General features: G+C 47.4%; 14 protein-coding genes. All 14 read right to left on the minus strand.

The window, feature by feature from the left end; all coding sequences use genetic code 11:
* Window positions 1–16: 16 nt before the first annotated feature.
* A complete protein-coding gene (locus tag NCI00_RS24255; RefSeq protein ID WP_253532063.1) occupies window positions 17–1039 on the minus strand; it encodes a PAAR domain-containing protein in 1023 nt (340 codons plus the stop codon).
* A gap of 81 nt (window positions 1040–1120) precedes the next feature.
* Entirely contained in the window at window positions 1121–2479 is a 1359-nt protein-coding gene (locus NCI00_RS24260) for a phage tail sheath C-terminal domain-containing protein (protein WP_253532064.1), read from the minus strand.
* An 80-nt stretch (window positions 2480–2559) separates the two neighbouring features.
* Window positions 2560–3015 carry a hypothetical protein gene (locus NCI00_RS24265; protein WP_166558032.1) on the minus strand — a complete coding sequence of 152 codons (456 nt, stop codon included), beginning with the start codon at window positions 3013–3015 and terminating at the stop codon, window positions 2560–2562.
* A gap of 122 nt (window positions 3016–3137) precedes the next feature.
* On the minus strand, window positions 3138–3578 hold the full coding sequence (locus tag NCI00_RS24270; protein ID WP_253532065.1) for a hypothetical protein: 441 nt from the start codon (window positions 3576–3578) through the stop codon (window positions 3138–3140).
* Window positions 3579–3724: 146 nt separating this feature from the next.
* Window positions 3725–4573, minus strand: a complete 849-nt coding sequence (locus NCI00_RS24275) for a hypothetical protein (protein WP_253532066.1) — start codon at window positions 4571–4573, stop codon at window positions 3725–3727.
* A gap of 64 nt (window positions 4574–4637) precedes the next feature.
* Entirely contained in the window at window positions 4638–5168 is a 531-nt protein-coding gene (locus NCI00_RS24280; protein ID WP_253532067.1) for a hypothetical protein, read from the minus strand.
* Window positions 5169–5199: 31 nt separating this feature from the next.
* Complete coding sequence (locus tag NCI00_RS24285) at window positions 5200–7710, minus strand: ATP-dependent Clp protease ATP-binding subunit (protein ID WP_253532068.1); 2511 nt, start codon at window positions 7708–7710, stop codon at window positions 5200–5202.
* A 107-nt stretch (window positions 7711–7817) separates the two neighbouring features.
* Window positions 7818–8627, minus strand: a complete 810-nt coding sequence (locus NCI00_RS24290) for a hypothetical protein (protein WP_253532069.1) — start codon at window positions 8625–8627, stop codon at window positions 7818–7820.
* 142 nt (window positions 8628–8769) lie between these two features.
* Window positions 8770–9582: a hypothetical protein gene (locus NCI00_RS24295; protein ID WP_253532070.1), complete on the minus strand. Its 813-nt coding sequence runs from the start codon at window positions 9580–9582 to the stop codon at window positions 8770–8772.
* A gap of 62 nt (window positions 9583–9644) precedes the next feature.
* Window positions 9645–10304 (minus strand): hypothetical protein, encoded by a 660-nt coding sequence (locus NCI00_RS24300; protein WP_253532071.1) that lies wholly within the window; start codon window positions 10302–10304, stop codon window positions 9645–9647.
* Window positions 10305–10310: 6 nt separating this feature from the next.
* Entirely contained in the window at window positions 10311–12719 is a 2409-nt protein-coding gene (locus NCI00_RS24305) for a tetratricopeptide repeat protein (RefSeq protein ID WP_253532073.1), read from the minus strand.
* Window position 12720: 1 nt separating this feature from the next.
* Window positions 12721–14070, minus strand: a complete 1350-nt coding sequence (locus tag NCI00_RS24310) for an OmpP1/FadL family transporter (RefSeq protein ID WP_253532074.1) — start codon at window positions 14068–14070, stop codon at window positions 12721–12723.
* Between the two features lie 33 nt (window positions 14071–14103).
* Complete coding sequence (locus NCI00_RS24315) at window positions 14104–14574, minus strand: hypothetical protein (protein WP_253532075.1); 471 nt, start codon at window positions 14572–14574, stop codon at window positions 14104–14106.
* A gap of 8 nt (window positions 14575–14582) precedes the next feature.
* Window positions 14583–17681, minus strand: a complete 3099-nt coding sequence (locus NCI00_RS24320; RefSeq protein WP_253532076.1) for a T9SS type A sorting domain-containing protein — start codon at window positions 17679–17681, stop codon at window positions 14583–14585.
* Between the last annotated feature and the right edge of the window lie 16 nt (window positions 17682–17697).

Genomic DNA, 17697 nt, shown 5'->3' on the forward strand with positions numbered 1-17697 from the left:
TTTTTGTATGTCAATTTTAGCCACCAATCAATACGGTAGGGCAACCTATAATAATTGTTCCTGGCGTTAAGGGGACACCTACTCCTGGCGTACCGCCACCACCGCCGCCACCACCCGACGGGGCAGCTTTTTTGCCAATACTGAGATCCAGTCCCAGTTTTGCGCCAATCACGGCTTCAATGTCAATCATTCCTGTTAAGTGAAACCGGTCGTCGGCAGCATCATGGTAAGCACCCGCATTGGCCGCTACTCCTACTGAGCCTACCGAACCTCCCACGGTTGTTCCTACGTTGAAGGTATAGTCGGTAAACGGAATATTGTACACGCTAGTACCATCTACTTGGCCCTCAGCTACACTAAGCTGTGCACTTCCCCCCAAAGCCACCCCAGTTCTTCGTCCGTCGGTTCCTAGAAGCACATCTCCTCCTCCTTGTGCGTTAAAGAGACCACCTTGACCTCCTATTTTATTTCCCTCTGCATCGGTAGCACTTCCCTGAACGGTAACGACTGAACCTTGGGCACTTGCTCCCACCGACCCTGTTCCAATGTGACCTTCAGCGGTACCAGTTAGTCCGTCTGCCGAGCCTGCAAGGGTTGTTCCACCAACGGTGGTTTTGCCTTCTACGTGCTCTACTGAGCCTTTGGCAATTCCTTGCGCACCGTCTTCATTACTATATCCTGATACTTGCCCCCACAAAAACCCAGCATCGCCATCGCCCACCACCGCCCCTTTCTTTTCGAAACTTCCTGGTACAGAAGGGCCCGTGGCCGCTGGCAGTCCTTTTCCTGACATTCCAGCAACGCCGCATCCTGTGGGGTCGCCTTGGCGGGCGGCAAATGCACCGTCAATTTTTACGGTGGTAGAGGCTTTCATAATGTTACCCATGATGTGCGGCTTAGGGCCGTCAAATCCGGGGCAAATTAAGGGGTCACCCATGCGAGCAGCCATTGCTCCACCAATCCAGACAGTTGCTGAACCCATTGCTATAAAGCCACCGTGACCGGCAGTATCAAGCATTCGTGCGGCGGGCTGTCCCATTTGCGTAAGTATATTTGTTTTTGATTTGAGGATGATTCAGAGGTTTTAGCGATTACGTTAAAACCTCTGAACCGCTCTTTATTACGGTTTCAATTCCGAATCCCAATCCCCTTTGGTACCTGTCATGTTGATGGCAAATACTTTGGCGGGAAAGAAAGGCTTCAAATCCATGTTCACAATCACGTGCGTAGGCTTCTGCGGATGGCGCTTTACTTCCAGATTGCGATAATCTTCGATGATTTTGCCCGGTCCACGAATCTCCGCCAGAAACTTCGATATCTGCTTTTTGATGTCTTCCAACATCTTATTGTCGATGTTCTCAAAAGTACGACGATTCAGAAAATCTTGCATGATTTTGCCAATCCAGTCAAACACACGTACCACACTGTACGTTTGTAAGCCCACGTTGTCGCCGTCGAAGAGGGTTTTGGCCGACTGCGGCACCACGCGCCCCCACTCATAAATCAGCGGAATCAGACCTCTGTTTTCCAATTGCGCCACTTCGTTTTTACGCATTGTGAAGCGCGTTCCACTCGCCATTTTGAGTTTTCCATTGGCCAATCCCGCCGACGGTTGGGCAATGTTGCCCCCCCAAAGCAAGCCCGCCAAGGCCATTGAAGGAGGAATAAACAAATGGTCTTCTTCGCCGATTTCGGTATTGGCTTCGCGGCCCACTACCCAGTTGCAAGGCATCATCACGTGCGCTTTGTGCGGGTCTGAGCCAGTCAGCTTATCGCGGTCAAACATGGCCTCTACGTCTTCGGCGCTATCGAGGTGACGATAATCCGTAATCATCATTACTTTGTTTTGGTGCGCCAGTTCGGCCCATTTATCGACGATGATATTTTTCTTCAACCAACCCGGCAACACAATCAGAGAATAGTTGTTGGTCAGGTCAAAACGGTCATAATTATCGCGTAATTCCTTGGCTACCTGCTCAAAAATACCCGTCGGGTTGCTGAATCCGTCGGTATCGGTAGTGTGCTCCAATCCAGCGTCAAAGAGTACCAGATTTTTCACTTTTTCTTCGGCAGTATTCTCAAAAAACAAAGCCAGCGAGCGGTAAGAGCGTTCCAACTCTTCGGTCTGGGTCAGACAATTGCGTAGGTTGGCTTTTAATGTTTCGCTAGCCGAAGTGGCTTTTTGCTCCGCTTCGGCAATCATATCGGCCACGTTGTCGTGGGCCGTAAGTAAGTCGGCCACCGCCTGAAGGCGTTTTTTGAGTTTTTTGCGGTCGGCTTTATTTTCTTCCTCTTCCAAAAACATGCTTTTCCGCGCCTTTTTGGTGGGGTCCATGTTTTCGGTTCCGTCAACGATGGTTTTAATGAATTCAAAACCGCCGTATTTGGTCAGCTGCTGTACTGTCTGGGTTAAAGGACGCGGCGCTGATTTCTCTTTGACGAGTTCTTTTGATTGAGGTATTTGTTCTTCCTGTGCCATGGAGGATAGTTTTTTCGATAGTGGATTATTTGGTTAGGTTCTTTAACTGGAAAACCCAATTGCTTAGAGATATTACAATTTTATTCTCCGTCAACGTCGTCCAATTCGGCAATCATCGCGTTGAGGGCTTCCACGAATGCCGCTTTGCCCACAGGGTCTGCCAACAGTTTTTGAAATACTTTATTGGTCATCAGGCGTTTAATCAACGTTTGATAATCATCCTCCTTGCCTTTTAGCTCCTGCAAATAGCCGCTCTGCTCAATCATTCCTTTGACGGTGAAGGCCGACATACTCGTAAAATTGAGGGTTTCGTTCACTTCCTGGCCATCTTCAGTCGTGTGACTTACGTCTACTTGGGGTTGGAAATGGTCAAAGGCATCTTGGAGTTTTTGGATACCTTCTACGGGAGCTTGGCTCATAGAATCAGCCGTAAACTTGCTGATAATGGCCGTTTTGTTATCGTGGAGGAGCTTGATTGCTTCGCTGGTACCTTCGTCGATTACGACGCCGCCCAACTGGGGTTTTTCGATTGCCATGGTTAAGGTTTATTAGTAGGTTATGCTTTAGTAACATTACAAAGGTAAATACTGATTCTCAAGGATTTTATCGTGAAACTACGTGTTTTAAAAATCGGGTAGTTCTACGTAATATACGGTTTCTACGTTCTTGGAATAGGTCGATAAAACCACCATCTGCCACTGACCGAGATTCCATCTCCGCTCTGAAAATACAAGGTATTTTGTTGAACCCGGCGCGACCCGTTGACATTGCACTCAAACACATCAATCACGCCGTCGGCCCAAACTGCCTCCACAATTGCCGAATGGTGCGGGCGCGTTTGATAAGCCCCGTCAGACTCCGAATAGCGATAGTTTCGCATCTGGATAATATCGCCGGGGGCCAGATTGGCTAGGGTTGTAGGCGTTCCCCACACGTAATCGGCATTGGCAGTGACGCCGCTTGCCCCCATGATACTGTTGGAAGTACGCGCTCCCGACTCCCGAAGTGTTGTTTCGACCATGGTCCAACACTCCCCGTTCCCAATTTGTATTCCTACCCGAGTAGTTATCCAAGCAACGATTGTTTGATTTACTGGCATGACTGTGTCGTTAAGTGTGTTTTTTCATTTATTGTAATACTGAACAAAGTTACCAGCTCACTTTCAAGGATTTTATAGTGGAACTACCTGATTTTCAGAATGCGTAATTTTACGTAACATCTTAGAAGCACCTTAATTCCCTGAATTTAACGCACCATAAATCGTCCATTCCATTCACTTATTGTTAAACTTCGTTCTATAGTTCTCATTGTGTGAGCATTAGCGTCAGCTATTGATACGCCCGTAATTCTTCCTCTCGAATTGAGATTGACATTCACTCCATAACTTCCCATATCTGCTCGGCCATCAAATGGCAATGCTACAACGGGGCCAGTGTTAGGCCCCCAGTCGGTTCGATAAGTATGCAATAAAATAACATTGTCATCTGAATCGGCTAATAAAACTTCAGCAAATGGAAAACGGTCCCCCGACAATCGGCCTTGAATGTAAATACTGCTTAATCTGTCACCAACCATATTTCGGGTGATTGTAAAATTATGAGATACGTCAATATCACCTGCAAAGACATCCACCAATGGATTTGAACCATGATAAATTTGAGACATTGTTATGGTATCACCTCGAATAGAAAAAGAAGAACTGCCCGAAGAAAACTCCCGAGAGGTAACAGTTGGCCTTAACCATTCTCTCCATTCGTAATCCCTCTCCCGACACTGGACAATATCCCGTTGCCTAAATACTTCTCCTGTAGTTCCAATCACATCACACAAAAACCCTGTCAGGCCTGAAACTACTACTGGCGAAAACCCTCTTCCTTCACTTCGATCACTATGAACTATATCGCCGATATAATGCGCGGGCAAGAGTGTAAAGCTAAGAGTAGATTTTATTCTGGAACTTGCATTTAAATCATTGCTAAACCCTCTATTATCCCCTTCAAATCCTCCAATACCACTTTCTCCCCATCCTAAAAAATGGCCAAACTCACCAAACGGAGCAAAAGAACGCGCGATAATTCGATAAACAGGAGGCATTTTATACGTAAATCAGTTATAATGGATATTGATATTATTCTTAACACTTATGTCATTATCTCCACTAAAGATTTTCTTCATATCCCCCATCCGCTCTCCAATGCTGCCTTACGTCTATGGTTCCTTCCCAGTTGTTTATTAGGGCGGCCTGCAATCCTACGGTCAAGTCTTTCATGACGACTTTTGCCCCATTACCTAGTATGATGGACTTATACATTTCGTCTATGAATTCGGGGATACCTGTTACACCATAAATTGTCTGCGCGGTCTTTATGGTACTATATATCTGCTTATATTTCGTCAACCTAGTCACAGGAATGTCTAGATTTAAGCTCCATCCGCCTTTTCCCAATTTTGTCCCTTCCAGATTGGCGATAACTCCAAGGTTAAAAACGACCACAAGACCACCTCCACCTGAACCTCCCAAACCTGGTCCAAATGAATAGGCTCGGCTTGTAAAAGTAAAACTGCGAGCTGAGTTATTCACATTCCATACCCTTGCCCACGTAGATGAGGTTCCTGCCACGCCAAGATGCCCTCCTGCTTCTATAAAATACCCAATCCAAGTTCTGTCCAAATTTAATCCAGGTGCCATATTGTTTATTAGTTTAGTTGTTTATGGTGGTTTACAATGAGTCTTCTTTCACCCACTCAAACTCGCCGTTTTCGCCCAACTTCAGCATGACCACGCTTCCCTTGCTGAGTTCCCCCGAAACAATCATCCGCGACAGAGGTCGACGAATGCGGTTGCGAATCACGCCCCGAATCGGCCTTGCCCCGTATTTGGGCGTAAAGCCCTCCAATGCCAACGCCTTGCGCGCTTCTTCTTCAATTTTCAGCGTTATTCCCTGTTTTTCCAGCAATACCACCAACGGCTTGAGCTGGATATTGAAAATGTTGATTACGGCATTCTCTGTAATCGGACTGAACGGAATGATTTCGGTCAAGCGCCCCAAAAACTCGGGGCGGAAGTGCTTGGTCATCAAATCCAACACGTCGTTGGAGGCAGGAATTTTGCCCTTCCCAAACTGCTCCACAATCCAATCCGCACCAATGTTGGACGTAAACAAAATGATGGCATTGCTAAAATCACCCTCCCGACCCAAGCGGTCGTGCAGCGTACCTTCGTCCAGAATCTGTAAAAACAGGTCAAAAACCGATGGGTGGGCTTTTTCGATTTCGTCAAACAACACAATCGCAAAAGGTTGTTGTTTGATTTTGGTCACCAACAATCCGCCCTCTTCGTAGCCCACGTAGCCCGGAGGCGCACCGTACAGCACTGCCGCCGAATGCTCTTCCTTAAACTCCGACATATCGAAACGAATCAGGGCTTTTTCGTCGTTGAATAGAAAATCGGCCATCGTTTTGGCCAACTCCGTTTTGCCCGTTCCCGTGGGGCCTGAGAAGAAAAATGACCCAATCGGCTGTCCCGGACGACTCAGCCCCGAGCGGTTTTCCAGAATGGCATCCGAAATCACTTTGATGGCGTGGTCTTGTCCCACCACCCGTTTTTTGAGGTGTTCGTCCAATTGCAGCAGTTTTTCCCGCTCTTTGGATTGCAGTTTTCCCAGCGGAATTCCCGTTTTGTGCGCCACTACAGCCGCCACATCGTGTTTTTCCACCGTCTCTTTTTTCTGACCACCCAAAGTTTCTAGTTTTATCAGCAGCTCCGTCAGGTAATCCGCCACGGCTTCGGGCAATTCCATTTGGGCAAGTTCCGTTTCTTCTTCCAACTGCCCCAACAAAATCGGGCTGAGTCGGTGCTGCAACTGGCGTTCAAACCAGCGCAGCTCTTGGGTATATAAAATCGGGTCGCCGCTCCCATGTGACTCGCGCAGGCTGGAAAGCTCGGTGCGCAAAAAGTCAATCTCGCGCTGCGTGGTTTCGGACATGAGTTTCATGGCCGCCATCGTGCGGTCGATGAGGTCAATGGCGGCATCGGGCAGGCGGCGGTCTTTGATGTAGCGCCGGGCCAGCCGAACGGTCTCGTTGATGGTTCCTTCGCCCACTTTGATTTGGTGATGGTCCTCAAAAAGCGAAACGACTTTGCCCACCATGCGGCCCGCGGTGGTTTCGTCGGGCTCATCGACTTTGACGAGTTCGAAACGACGGCTGAAGGCTTCGTCGGGTTCCATGAATTTTCGAAACTCGTCGAGCGTGGTGGCGCCAATGACGGTCAACTCCCCGCGTGCCAGTTCGGGTTTGAGCAAATTGACCAGTCCCATGGCTCCGCTTTGGGGGTCCATCAGCACGTGGATTTCGTCAATGAAGAGCAAAGCCCGTTCGTGCTGTTTGACTTCGGCAATGATATTTTTGAGACGGTCTTCGATTTCGCCTTTGTAAGAGGCCCCCGCAATGAGCGCGCCCATGTCGAGCTGAAAGAGTGCGGCTTTTTGGAGATGTCCCGGCACCTGCTCCGCCACAATCAACTGCGCTAATCCTTCGACCAAGGCGGTTTTGCCAACGCCCGGCTCGCCCACGATGATAACGTTGGGCTTTGTACGTCGGCCCAGGATTTCGACCATCATGCGGGTTTCTTTGTCGCGCCCGATGATGGGGTCGAGTTTTCCTTCGCGGGCAATGGCCGTTTTGTCAACGCAGTATTTCAACAATGCCTGCGCGGAGGCGTTGCCACCAACAGAGGTGGGGGTGCCTTTGGCGGGAGAAGAGCCATTTTGTGGGGTAATAGCGCTTTGAACACCCGCCGAAGCCATGGCTTTTCCCAAAATCTCGGTTTCGGTGAGCGGAAAGGATTTCAGTTGGTCTTTTTGAAAGCCCACTCCGGGACGCGCAATCGCGGCCAAAACGGCCAGAGGCGTCACCTCCTCCTCGCCCAATTTCATCCGGATAACATCTGAAACTTCAAACACCGCCTGCACCTGGGCGTCTCCCCGGATAGAATCCCCGAGCCGAGCCGACTTAGGGTATTTTTCAACCCGAATATCAGCCCAATCACGCAGATAATGAATATCTACGTCCCAGATGGCCAAGACGCTGGACAAACCTACATCATTGTGCAACAATCCTTTCAATAAATGCCCTGGCGAAAACGTAGCGTGCTGATTTTCTTTGGCTACCGACTGGGCAATCTGAACGGCTTGTTTGAGGTCATTACTGAAAGTTAGTGTCGAGAGCATAGAGTAGAGATTGGGGATGCTACAATCAAACTTATACAAAGAGCCAATGAATAGCAAGAAGTATTGAGTAAACGGTAAAGGCTAGTGAGAGAGTGGAGATTTTTACTTTATCGTCGTCTTGTTTGGTATCGAGTTCGCCATCCAGCGGTTAGCATCCTGCTAAATGCTGGCGTGTTTCGAATCCCTTCCAAGGCCTCCGCAGAAGCCGCTAATTCAGACCTTTTGGAGCTCCAATAGCTGACCAAATTTGGGTTGACGGCGCCGTAACAAATCATGTACATGTAAACATCGCACAAACCTTCGTTGCTACCTGCACTACGAGAGTGGTCTCCAGAAGTACTTTCGGAAATCAACCTATCTCTGACACTCGTCTCAAAACGACGATAGTTAATTTCTCCTTGATGGGTCATTACATGCCCAATTTCATGAATAAGGGTAGGAGAAAATCCGTTATCATAAAAACTCCACAAAGCACCATACGTAATAATTATCCCTCTGGAATCATCCAAAGCGGCAGTGTCGGCATAATCTCTACTAGGATTTACCCCTCCTGTAAAACGCATACTATTGTTTAGACCAGCATAATCATTGAGAATGATTCCCAAAGGTTTTCGTTGTACAAACAATTCCAAATGAGAAGGAGGAATCTCTTCCAAAGTTGCCTCTAAAAGTCTAAAATGTTGATTAGTACCGCGATACACATTAATTCTTATGCCTTCATGGACGGTAATTATTCCATCTTGAAGCATATAGGGCATTCTTTGTACAGGAAAGTCACGTCTTCCAATACGTACACTTTCCCATGAGCTTGTTCCGTCTGGCCCTACAAGTAAATCTCTCAACGCGGCTCTTTCGTGGCCATATCCTGCACCTACCCTAACATCTATTTCATCGGGTTCTGTCGTGTATTCAATCATAGTTCAAATCCTTTTATTCGACTCCAGTTGCTTCGCTGTATGCCAAGAGGTCTCCTGTTGATGATGTCAAACTTCAATCGGCTTTATTACTTTTTGAAAAGTGGTGTAGCCTACAGTCCGAAACTTACTTAACATTAAAGAATTACCGATTCTGAAACATTATTTTATTTGAAGGTTCCTCTTTTACTTCCATCAAGTCGCTGATGAGCCAGCCCGTATTGCCTTTTTCGCGGGTAAAATCCTCTAATTTCATCACCCAACCTTTGATACCCGTCAAAAAAACCGTGACCCGTTCGCATTCATTAAACTTAATAAGGCGACTATCGACGGCAAAAATAAAAGCACTCAGCGCGTCGAATCGAAAGGTAGAATCGGTGTAACTCCGCAACGGAACACCCGCGTGCAGTTCATTCGACAAACTCAGGAAATTGGTTTCGTGGGCATTGGGGACAACCCCGCGCGGTTCAATTTTCTGCGCCAATTGCTCCATAAAAGGGTCTGAAGCTCCCTGCAACACCCATTGATGCCGGTCGTTGGAGACCTTCCGGCGAAACAATAAATCGGCGAGGCTCTGGGTTCCGAAATAGTCTACATTGCACGAGGTAATGCAATAGATTTTCTCGTCAAACTTATTCAAAAACAGAGAATTACGCTCATCACAAACCAGCTGTAGAAACCGAATGAGTTTTTCACGCTCGGGTCCTTTCTTCCATTTGGTATCTTCAGAATTGACAAGTTGCTCCAGATAGGCCAATCGAAAGCGCGCAGTCTTGAGGGAGTCGGGGGCTTTTTGACCGTTTGGAAGGCGTGCTGCGTTGAACCGGTCAAAAAAATCATCCAGCTGCTTTACTTCTTGAACAGTAGATTCGGGAGTTTTTATCCGTTTTACGGCCGTTTGCGCCCACGCCGAACACGCGGTTGCTGCCAGTAAAATAAAAACAAAAAAACAACGCATGAGCAGTAACGTATAAAGTACAAACTCCCTTACTCCTGTAACATTGTCGGCAAATCCCTCCTTTAATTGATGGGCTTTCCGGGCGTTTTGGTTTCGGTCACTTTGATGTTTCCGAACTTAATAATCCAGCGATTTTGCTTATAAAAATCCTCATCCATCAGATTTTGCAGCGACACATCCACGTCTTTGGTGGTTTTATCCTGATACATGATGTTTCCTTTTTCGTCTTTCCCCCTAAATTCCTGAGAAAAAGTGGCCGTGGTATAATAGCCCCCGTCGGCACCTTTGCGGTAATCGCCCACGTAAGTCGCATCATAAAAAGTAATCTCTACCTGCGGATATTGCAGGGCCTTCAATCTCCTAAAATAATCTCCGACGCTACGCGAAATCACGGATGAACCTTTTTTACCCGACGAAACCTGCACCACGGAGCCCGGTTGAAACAATTTTATGGCCTCTTTGATGGCTTTGTCCCGATTTTCATCCGACTGTTTTTTATCCGAAATGATTTGGATATACTCCTGCAAACGCAAAATTTGCTGTTCGGTACGTTTCTTAAACTCTCCGTCCAATTCTTCCCGTGTCGGCTCTTTGATTTCTCCCTCATAGGCAGGGACCGACCCATTGTTCACGTTTCGATTGGGCAGTGGTTGCTGAGCACGGGCCAGCCCACCGACCAACAGCCACCCCAATAGCATCCTAATAAAATATTTGCATTTCATTGGTTATCATTTAGTTGCAATGCCCAACAACTCGGGATTGATGATTGCTTCCGCCTCGCCTACCGATTCGTAGGTTCTAAAATTCCGCACATTGATTTTGAGTTTCAGGCCTGCTGTTCCCAGTTCGTAGGTGCCTTCCATCAAAAACTCTTCGTTGGGAACCGCCTTCAGAGGGTCCCATTCTTCGGCATTAATCCATTTAATCTTTTTGAGTGCCAACGACGCCGTCAACTCATTTTCTATCTTATAAGTATATATTTCTTCACTTTTACCATCCTTTTTCATAAAATGCTCGGCCACCAGACGTTTGGTGGTGGGCGGCAGTTTACTTTTCAGATTCTCAACCAATCCATTCAAGGTGGATGACAATGACATCAACTCATTTTTCTCATTGGCTTCCTTTTTCTCCCATTCTTCAGCCGTCGGAAAAACGGCGATTGTTGTGGGAATTTTCACCTTTTCTACGCCTTTTACAGACAGTTGCCGACTGTCCCATTTACCGTTTGACTGGCGGTATCGGTCAAAGACAATTTTAATTTGAAGTAGATTTTCCTGCGTTACCGTAACCCCCAAAAAATCCTTGCTTTTGGACTTTCCGGTAAACGTTTTTGAGACGTAAACATCAACGTAAGGGATGCCCTTTTCTGAAAACAAAATAGGAGAAAACCGCGCATCATCCGACTGAAAATCAACCTGATAACTATCATACCATAAAAATAAATTATTAAGGTAACTCTCTGCTTCGTAAGCCTCAGGAAATTTGCCCGCCAGAATTAGCTCACTCGGAACGATGTCATTGCCGATGCTTACTTTATCGCCTTTTTTGAAACAAAGCCTAACTAACTCTTTTTGAAAATTACTCTTGGTTTCAATGTCTTCGTCGGCTGACCCCATCGAACGGAGATTAAAGTAAAAATTGTTTTCTAAAAACTCCCCAATCTTTACAATCAGGTTATGAGACTCCTCCGCGCTCGGAATAGACACCTTTGGCTTTGTAGGCACCAAAACAGGCACTTCCACGTCCATTTTATCCAACAATTTGCCTTGAGGATTTTCCAAACGCAGAGTAAACTTGGCCAGAGTCCCTTTTAATAATTTGGGTGAAACGCTCAGCTTGGCCTCGTCCCCTACCGTTTTATTGGATTCTAACGGGGCAACTTTCTTGGAGGCGGGCACCAATAAACCTACGTTAGTTGGCGCTTGTACTACCTTGACAATCAAATCCTTGGAAGGCTCATCTGACTCATTCACGACGGCATATTTCAGCGTCGGTTGTGAAAGCCGAGTAATAAACCCTTCACGGGTGCCTTCCCATTGGGTCATGGTTTTGTCGAAATGAACCAATGGCGTCACGGGTTCTTGAACCGGCACGGCTATTTTTTCGCTAAAAGTGTACGTGCCACTTCCTTCTTGTACGGTTACCCCCACGGTAGCAGCGGCGGCGACAAAACTAGATGGGATAAAAAACTCACAAGGAATTGTCGCGGTTTCGCCCGCCAAAATCGTGGTTAATCCGTTGATAATAGGCGATATAGGCTGCTCATTTAAAGTGAGCGTGATACGCGGTTTGACCAACGTTCCTCGGCCTTCATTTTTGAGCAAAAGTTTAACAGCCTTGACACGGCGACCTTTTTCTAGCACCAATTTAGCATCATTTCCAGCAAACAATCCGACCAGTTTTATCAGCGGTGTTGGCGGGCTGAGCGTACTGAAACTGATGGGTAGCTCATCCCAAACCGTGCCCGATTCGCTTTCCAAACTCAATGTCAAGGCCGCTTTACCGTCGGTGAGCAATTGATTGGTTCTAATCGTTATTTGCACCAATCGACTGCCGCCTCCCCGCACATCCCCCACCGCCACCAAGGGCTCAAATTCAACGCCTTTGACGGGTGTAGCGGCCGCAATTCTTATCTTTCCGTTATCAAATCGTCCTTCTCCTTCGTTCCGAACGGGGATTTTGAAGGTCAAACTTCCGCCCCCTTCCACTGATTCAGCGCTTTTCTCCAGTTTTTCTTTTTCAAACAACGGTTTTGGTTGCGGAATGGTCGCCAATTGGTGGTTTGACATCCATGAGGGGTCCAATTTTTGAAGAAATTCCAATGCTCGGTCCGTAGGCTCATCACGGTACGATTTTTCCAAAAGCTGCTTGGCTTCTTCTTTTTTTCCCTGCATAAAATAAATAATCCCCAACTCCCGATTAGGAAAATAAGCCGCCACGCCGTTGCGCGTGGCTATGCTTTTTTTATCGACTCCCGAACCTTGCAAAGCCGCCTTTAAATATTCAATGGCTTCGGGCCAATTTTTGGATTGGCTCAGGCTTTCTCCTTTTTTGTAATACGTCACGTAGCTTTGCCCTTTTGCCTCAGAAACGGCAAAAATCAGCAGCAGCCCAAAAAGAAGTTTCCGTAATTTCATGTCAAAAAATATCTTCTACCAGATGGATTACCAAATCCACCGAAAAAGCGCTTTGGGTCGTTTGATTGGTCACTCCTGCCGTCGTTTGCGGATATTTCATTTGCTGAAAGCCCGCGTGAATTTTGAAACGGTCAAAAAAGAGGGTCGCTCCCGCGCTGAATCCCTTGGCTTTGCTGCTTGACCCATCTTCGTTTAGCTGGGTTTGAATGCGGTAGCCCCCCATCACCCGAAACTCGACTTTTTCGGCATTCACCAGCAAAAACTCTAAACCGCTGCGTAATTGATAATGGTTTTCGTTGCTAATGACGGGCGGACGCGGCGTCTGAATAACCAACGGCAACCCCCGATTCGGGTCCAAACTATTGTATTGATTGTACTCATAAAAAGTCTGGGAAATGGCTTGGTTTTTATAGGGCAACCATTCGGCGTCGGCGGCAAGCATCAGCAATGGAAAAAAGGGAACGCGGTACGAAAGACCCATCCCGACCGTAAAGGGCATTTTATATTTTTGTTCGTAACTGCGCAATTCGGTCGCATCCAGCGACGCATCGGTGACGGTACCGCTGTAAGTGAAATTATTACGGAGATTGAAAGGAGTCGTTACGCGGAGACCTACGCGCAGCGGAACGTTTGCTTCATAAAAATCGGCCAAAAACCCCGTTACAAAATTTAGTCCGCTGATGTCATACGTTCCTTCTCCCGTCCGATTTACGTTCAAAGTGCGCTCCCCTGAGCTATAATTCAGTTTATTCCCCATTCCAAACCAGTAGTTGGCAGTCACACCGATTCCAACATACCGGCTAAGTTGATACGCCGCGCTCAGCGACGCGTTGCTGATAGTCAAGTTGTTTTTGATGCTTTCGGTGGCCGAAGCCACCGTGCGGTCAATGGTATATTTATTGGCATCCGTCACACTTTGGTAAGCTACACCGAGTACTATATTACGGTCCAAATCGCCAATCCGATAATGCCTTTCTCCCTTTAGACGGGACGCCGAAAACGGCATTACGGCCCCGATAAACGTCGGGCCAAAATTGGACGTGGTAGAAAATCGGGTTGCATCAATGGGGACTTGAAGCGTGGTATTTCTGCCCGAACACAACAAATGCGGACCAATGCCCTCGGCCAATTCATCATCATAATTGAGCATGGCAATGCCAGCCGGGTTCCAATACATCGCAGTAGCATCGTCAGCTACACCGATGAACGCTCCTCCCATTGCCATTGCCCGACTTCCAGGTCCAGTAGCGTTTAGATTCAGATTTTGGGCCATACCCACATACGACAAAAACAACAACAGCCCCGAACAGAGTTGTTTTTTACCGATGCGTCGTGTTACTGTAAAGCCCATTTTTTTGTACAGAGTAGCGTTGTATTCAATCAATTACTTGGGGATTAAGGTATATTCATTCACGGTATTGCCCGTTTTATCACTAACATATAACCGATTGATTTTCAGCTCAGTGTCTGATATTTTATCAATAAAAAACTGAATCCCTTCTTTGGCACAATCTACGCCTTCGCTGCAAGTAGGCTCAGGACTCAGTTCAAACAGTACTAGACGGACATTTTGGTCAACGCGCCATTTTCCCGTAAAATCAAAACGGTCGCCCCCCTGCCCGATGTCGGTAAATTGTAAGGCATTTTGATTACTCAAATCGAGCAGAAATCCGTCGTAATTAAACAGATTGCCAGCTTGTCCTCGCTCATAAACTTTGGTTCGTCCGCCGCCACCCTGCGGAATATGAACCGCTTGCTTCATAATCCAGGCGCGGTCCATTTGGGTGCTGACGTCCTTTTTTTTGCACCCCAAAACACCAATCAGCAGCGCAAAAATCAATCCTTGTATCTTCATGGTTTGCATCATTCTTTCCTGATTTTAAAGGTGTACCGAGTTTCGGTCCGAACTACTTCCACTACATAAAATCCCGAAGGAAGGCTACTTATATCCCAATCGTGTTGTAAGTTACGGAAAGTAACCTTTTTTACAACGCTTCCTTTTAAGTCAAACATTCGCACTTCCGTTGTGACATTTGTGGGCAAATTATCCCGAAGCTGAATCGTCAGTTTATGGGCCACTGGGTTAGGAAAAACCGTCACTGCGGGGCGCCCAAGACTGTCTTCTTCTATCGCCACTACGCGTTTGAGGGAAATTCTGGCGCTTTGCACACCGCTCAACGTACCCACCCCGCAAGCACCCGTCACTCCCTGAAAAGTGAAGGTCGTTTCATTTTCAATCCGAAAACTCAAGGTGGTATCGCCAGCATTACGGACCGTTCGGCTGCCGCCGCTGAAATTAAGCGTGAAAGGGCCGCTTCCCTGCACCCGAACCCGAACGTTGAGATTATCGCCCGCTTTTCTGAACACCACCGAAGTATCGCCACGCGGACTAATCATCTGAGCAGAAGCACGTTGCAATACCGTTAGCGCGCCACTTTGCGCCTTTACTGCATCAGATACTTCCACCTGCAATCGATAATCAGCCCCCGCAGGAGTAGCATCAGGTATTCGCACCGACAAAGGGCTCGCGGCCCCGCTACCTAAACTACCACCGATTTTTTGTCCAGTGCTATTGGACAAAAAAACGTTAAAAGTAGCTACGCCATTACTGGGTTGTTTTACAAAACTGACGCTGACGTTTGCACCGGGACACACTACTCCAGGGTTGGCGGATACAGTTGTTATGCCCGTTACGGGCTGATTAGAAACCGTAATCATTAGCTCATTTTTTGCCTCACAACCGTTGGCCTTTACCGTAACTACGTAGTTTCCACTCATACCAACGGTCGCATTGGCGATGGTTGGATTTTGCAGATTAGACATAAATCCATTAGGCCCCGTCCACGCATAGGTATATCCCGTTCCGGACGGTGCTTTCAATTGAATGGTTTCCCCCGATACGTAGCTGGTACGATTGGTCGCATCAACGGCGTTGGGGATTTGATTGATTGAGAGTTGAATACTGTCTTTGGCGGTTCCGCAGGAGCTCGTCCCCGTGACGATGTAATACCCCGGAATCGTGGAAGTCAACATCGGAGACTGGGAAGAATTTGTATAACCCGCGGGGCCTTTCCAACTGTACATCGTAAATCCAGCAGACGACGTAAGGGTTACGGGTGCGCCGCTGCAAACAGACAAAGATTTGAGGCCGTTGGCGGTAGCGGCAATGACCGGCGTGGAAGTGACCGTAAATACATCACTGTTTTCCAGACTGTTGGCAACTGGCATACTGCTTTTTACCCGAATTCGGTAGCGCCCATTGGGTAGCCCCGTAGGTAAAACAATGGAAATGGGACTGGCCGTAACACTAGGAAAATTGGTTAAAACTACGGAGGTGCCTGCCTCGTTAAGAATATCAGCGGTAAATACATTGCCCGCGGTAAAAGTGCCCGTTGTGGTAAAACTTATTCGCAAAGTATCTTTTACGCACAAAGAACTGCGATTTAGGCTCGGTTTTGAAATGGTTACTGACAGTGGTGGATTGCCGTTGGCGTCCAATACCTGAGCGTAAATATCAGCTGTACAAGTACTATTCCTGTTTCGTTCATCACGCCATAAAAAAAACAGCGCATTGCTGTTCAGCACCGAAAGCCGCCCCCCCGTTTTGCTACCAGAGGCGTTGCTCACGATTTTACCGTTGTCGCCCCACTCCCTAACGCCTTCACTTGAGTTGTTATCAAACCTGATAACTTGTCCGTAAAGTTCTCCATTGTCTCGGTTTTCGCCCACAAATAAGTATTTCTCAGGGCTATCGGCAATTTTAATTCCTTCAAAAGTGGGGTCTCCGCCGTGATTTCGTAAGGTAATGGGGGTTTCAGCACTGGTTGCGGTGTTTCCCATATAACGACGCACGATTTGACGGTTATTCCGGGTGTTGATAAAAGCCACGTTTAAACTAAACTGTCCGCTGTTCCCAACCATTTTCGAGCCTCCAATTTGATCACCTACACCGATGTCACTGGTTCCCATCGAGGCACCCGACGCTGGGTTAAAACGATGCGCTTTAATTGTTTTTCCTGCCCCTGAGCCAGACACTGAATAGACACAAATGGGGTTGCTGTCATCAAAGCTTGGCTGAACACCCATATTTTGGGGGTCAGGCAAACTGCCAAGGTACTGGGCATTTCCGCCCCATTCTTTAGAAATGGTTGTACCGTTTAGGGCGTACTTATATTTCCTGACCGCTATGGTAGTGTTTCTGTCGATAAACGAAACAAAGAGCCGTTCTCCCTGTGCGTATACCCGAGGGGTGGTTTGGTCGCCGGCGTCTCCTTCCACGAAGTATGCAGTGGGAGCGGTTCGGTTGGAGGCATCTAATATGGCAATTCGTAGATCCGTCAGGTTTGTAAGAATGCCCCCTCCGCCCCGATTTAGGTCCAAAGGGTTGTTTTTTTGCGCCCACGTTATCGCTACTTTGCTGCCTCCATCTCGGATAAAATGGGCATCAAACGAAACGCCCGGCGCCGTCGTGCCATAATTATACCCTAGATTCAACCCACGATTTTCGTTGCCGTTGTTCGGAATTTTGGTGGTTCCGTCGTTAAAGGACATGATTTGGTACTGCAAATACGTGGTCAAACCTCCCTGAATTACGAGGGTAGTATTGACGTTATAAATCACAAAAACATCATCGGAGCCAGCGGCTTTCAGCAATTTCATCCCCGAAAAACCTTCTTTCGTACAGTCACCGAAAGTATAGCGAAACAATTCCTTTTTGGCAAACGCAACGGTCCCATCCGCTCGGTAGCGTTGCGCAAACATGATGGACGCATTGCCAATGCTTTCAGCCCAAGTTACCAACACACTGCCGTCGTCTCCTGCTACTGCACCGTACGCAAATGTGTGCATGGCCCCCGCACTGACGCGGGTGTTTTGGCCCAGGTTGCTATTCCACTGCGCCCAACCGCCGATTGCGACTCCCATCAAAAAAAGCAAAAGCCATCCTCTGATTATCTTTGTCATATTTATTGTATCAATA

The sequence above is a fragment of the Runella salmonicolor genome, assembly GCF_024158025.1.
GTDB lineage: Bacteria > Bacteroidota > Bacteroidia > Cytophagales > Spirosomataceae > Runella > Runella salmonicolor.

Coding starts and splice junctions, on each gene's coding strand:
- NCI00_RS24255 (WP_253532063.1), bottom strand. CDS start 1,039: ATGGGACAGCCCGCCGCACGAATGCTTGATACTGCCGGTCACGGTGGC.
- NCI00_RS24260 (WP_253532064.1), bottom strand. CDS start 2,479: ATGGCACAGGAAGAACAAATACCTCAATCAAAAGAACTCGTCAAAGAG.
- NCI00_RS24265 (WP_166558032.1), bottom strand. CDS start 3,015: ATGGCAATCGAAAAACCCCAGTTGGGCGGCGTCGTAATCGACGAAGGT.
- NCI00_RS24270 (WP_253532065.1), bottom strand. CDS start 3,578: ATGCCAGTAAATCAAACAATCGTTGCTTGGATAACTACTCGGGTAGGA.
- NCI00_RS24275 (WP_253532066.1), bottom strand. CDS start 4,573: ATGCCTCCTGTTTATCGAATTATCGCGCGTTCTTTTGCTCCGTTTGGT.
- NCI00_RS24280 (WP_253532067.1), bottom strand. CDS start 5,168: ATGGCACCTGGATTAAATTTGGACAGAACTTGGATTGGGTATTTTATA.
- NCI00_RS24285 (WP_253532068.1), bottom strand. CDS start 7,710: ATGCTCTCGACACTAACTTTCAGTAATGACCTCAAACAAGCCGTTCAG.
- NCI00_RS24290 (WP_253532069.1), bottom strand. CDS start 8,627: ATGATTGAATACACGACAGAACCCGATGAAATAGATGTTAGGGTAGGT.
- NCI00_RS24295 (WP_253532070.1), bottom strand. CDS start 9,582: ATGCGTTGTTTTTTTGTTTTTATTTTACTGGCAGCAACCGCGTGTTCG.
- NCI00_RS24300 (WP_253532071.1), bottom strand. CDS start 10,304: ATGAAATGCAAATATTTTATTAGGATGCTATTGGGGTGGCTGTTGGTC.
- NCI00_RS24305 (WP_253532073.1), bottom strand. CDS start 12,719: ATGAAATTACGGAAACTTCTTTTTGGGCTGCTGCTGATTTTTGCCGTT.
- NCI00_RS24310 (WP_253532074.1), bottom strand. CDS start 14,070: ATGGGCTTTACAGTAACACGACGCATCGGTAAAAAACAACTCTGTTCG.
- NCI00_RS24315 (WP_253532075.1), bottom strand. CDS start 14,574: ATGAAGATACAAGGATTGATTTTTGCGCTGCTGATTGGTGTTTTGGGG.
- NCI00_RS24320 (WP_253532076.1), bottom strand. CDS start 17,681: ATGACAAAGATAATCAGAGGATGGCTTTTGCTTTTTTTGATGGGAGTC.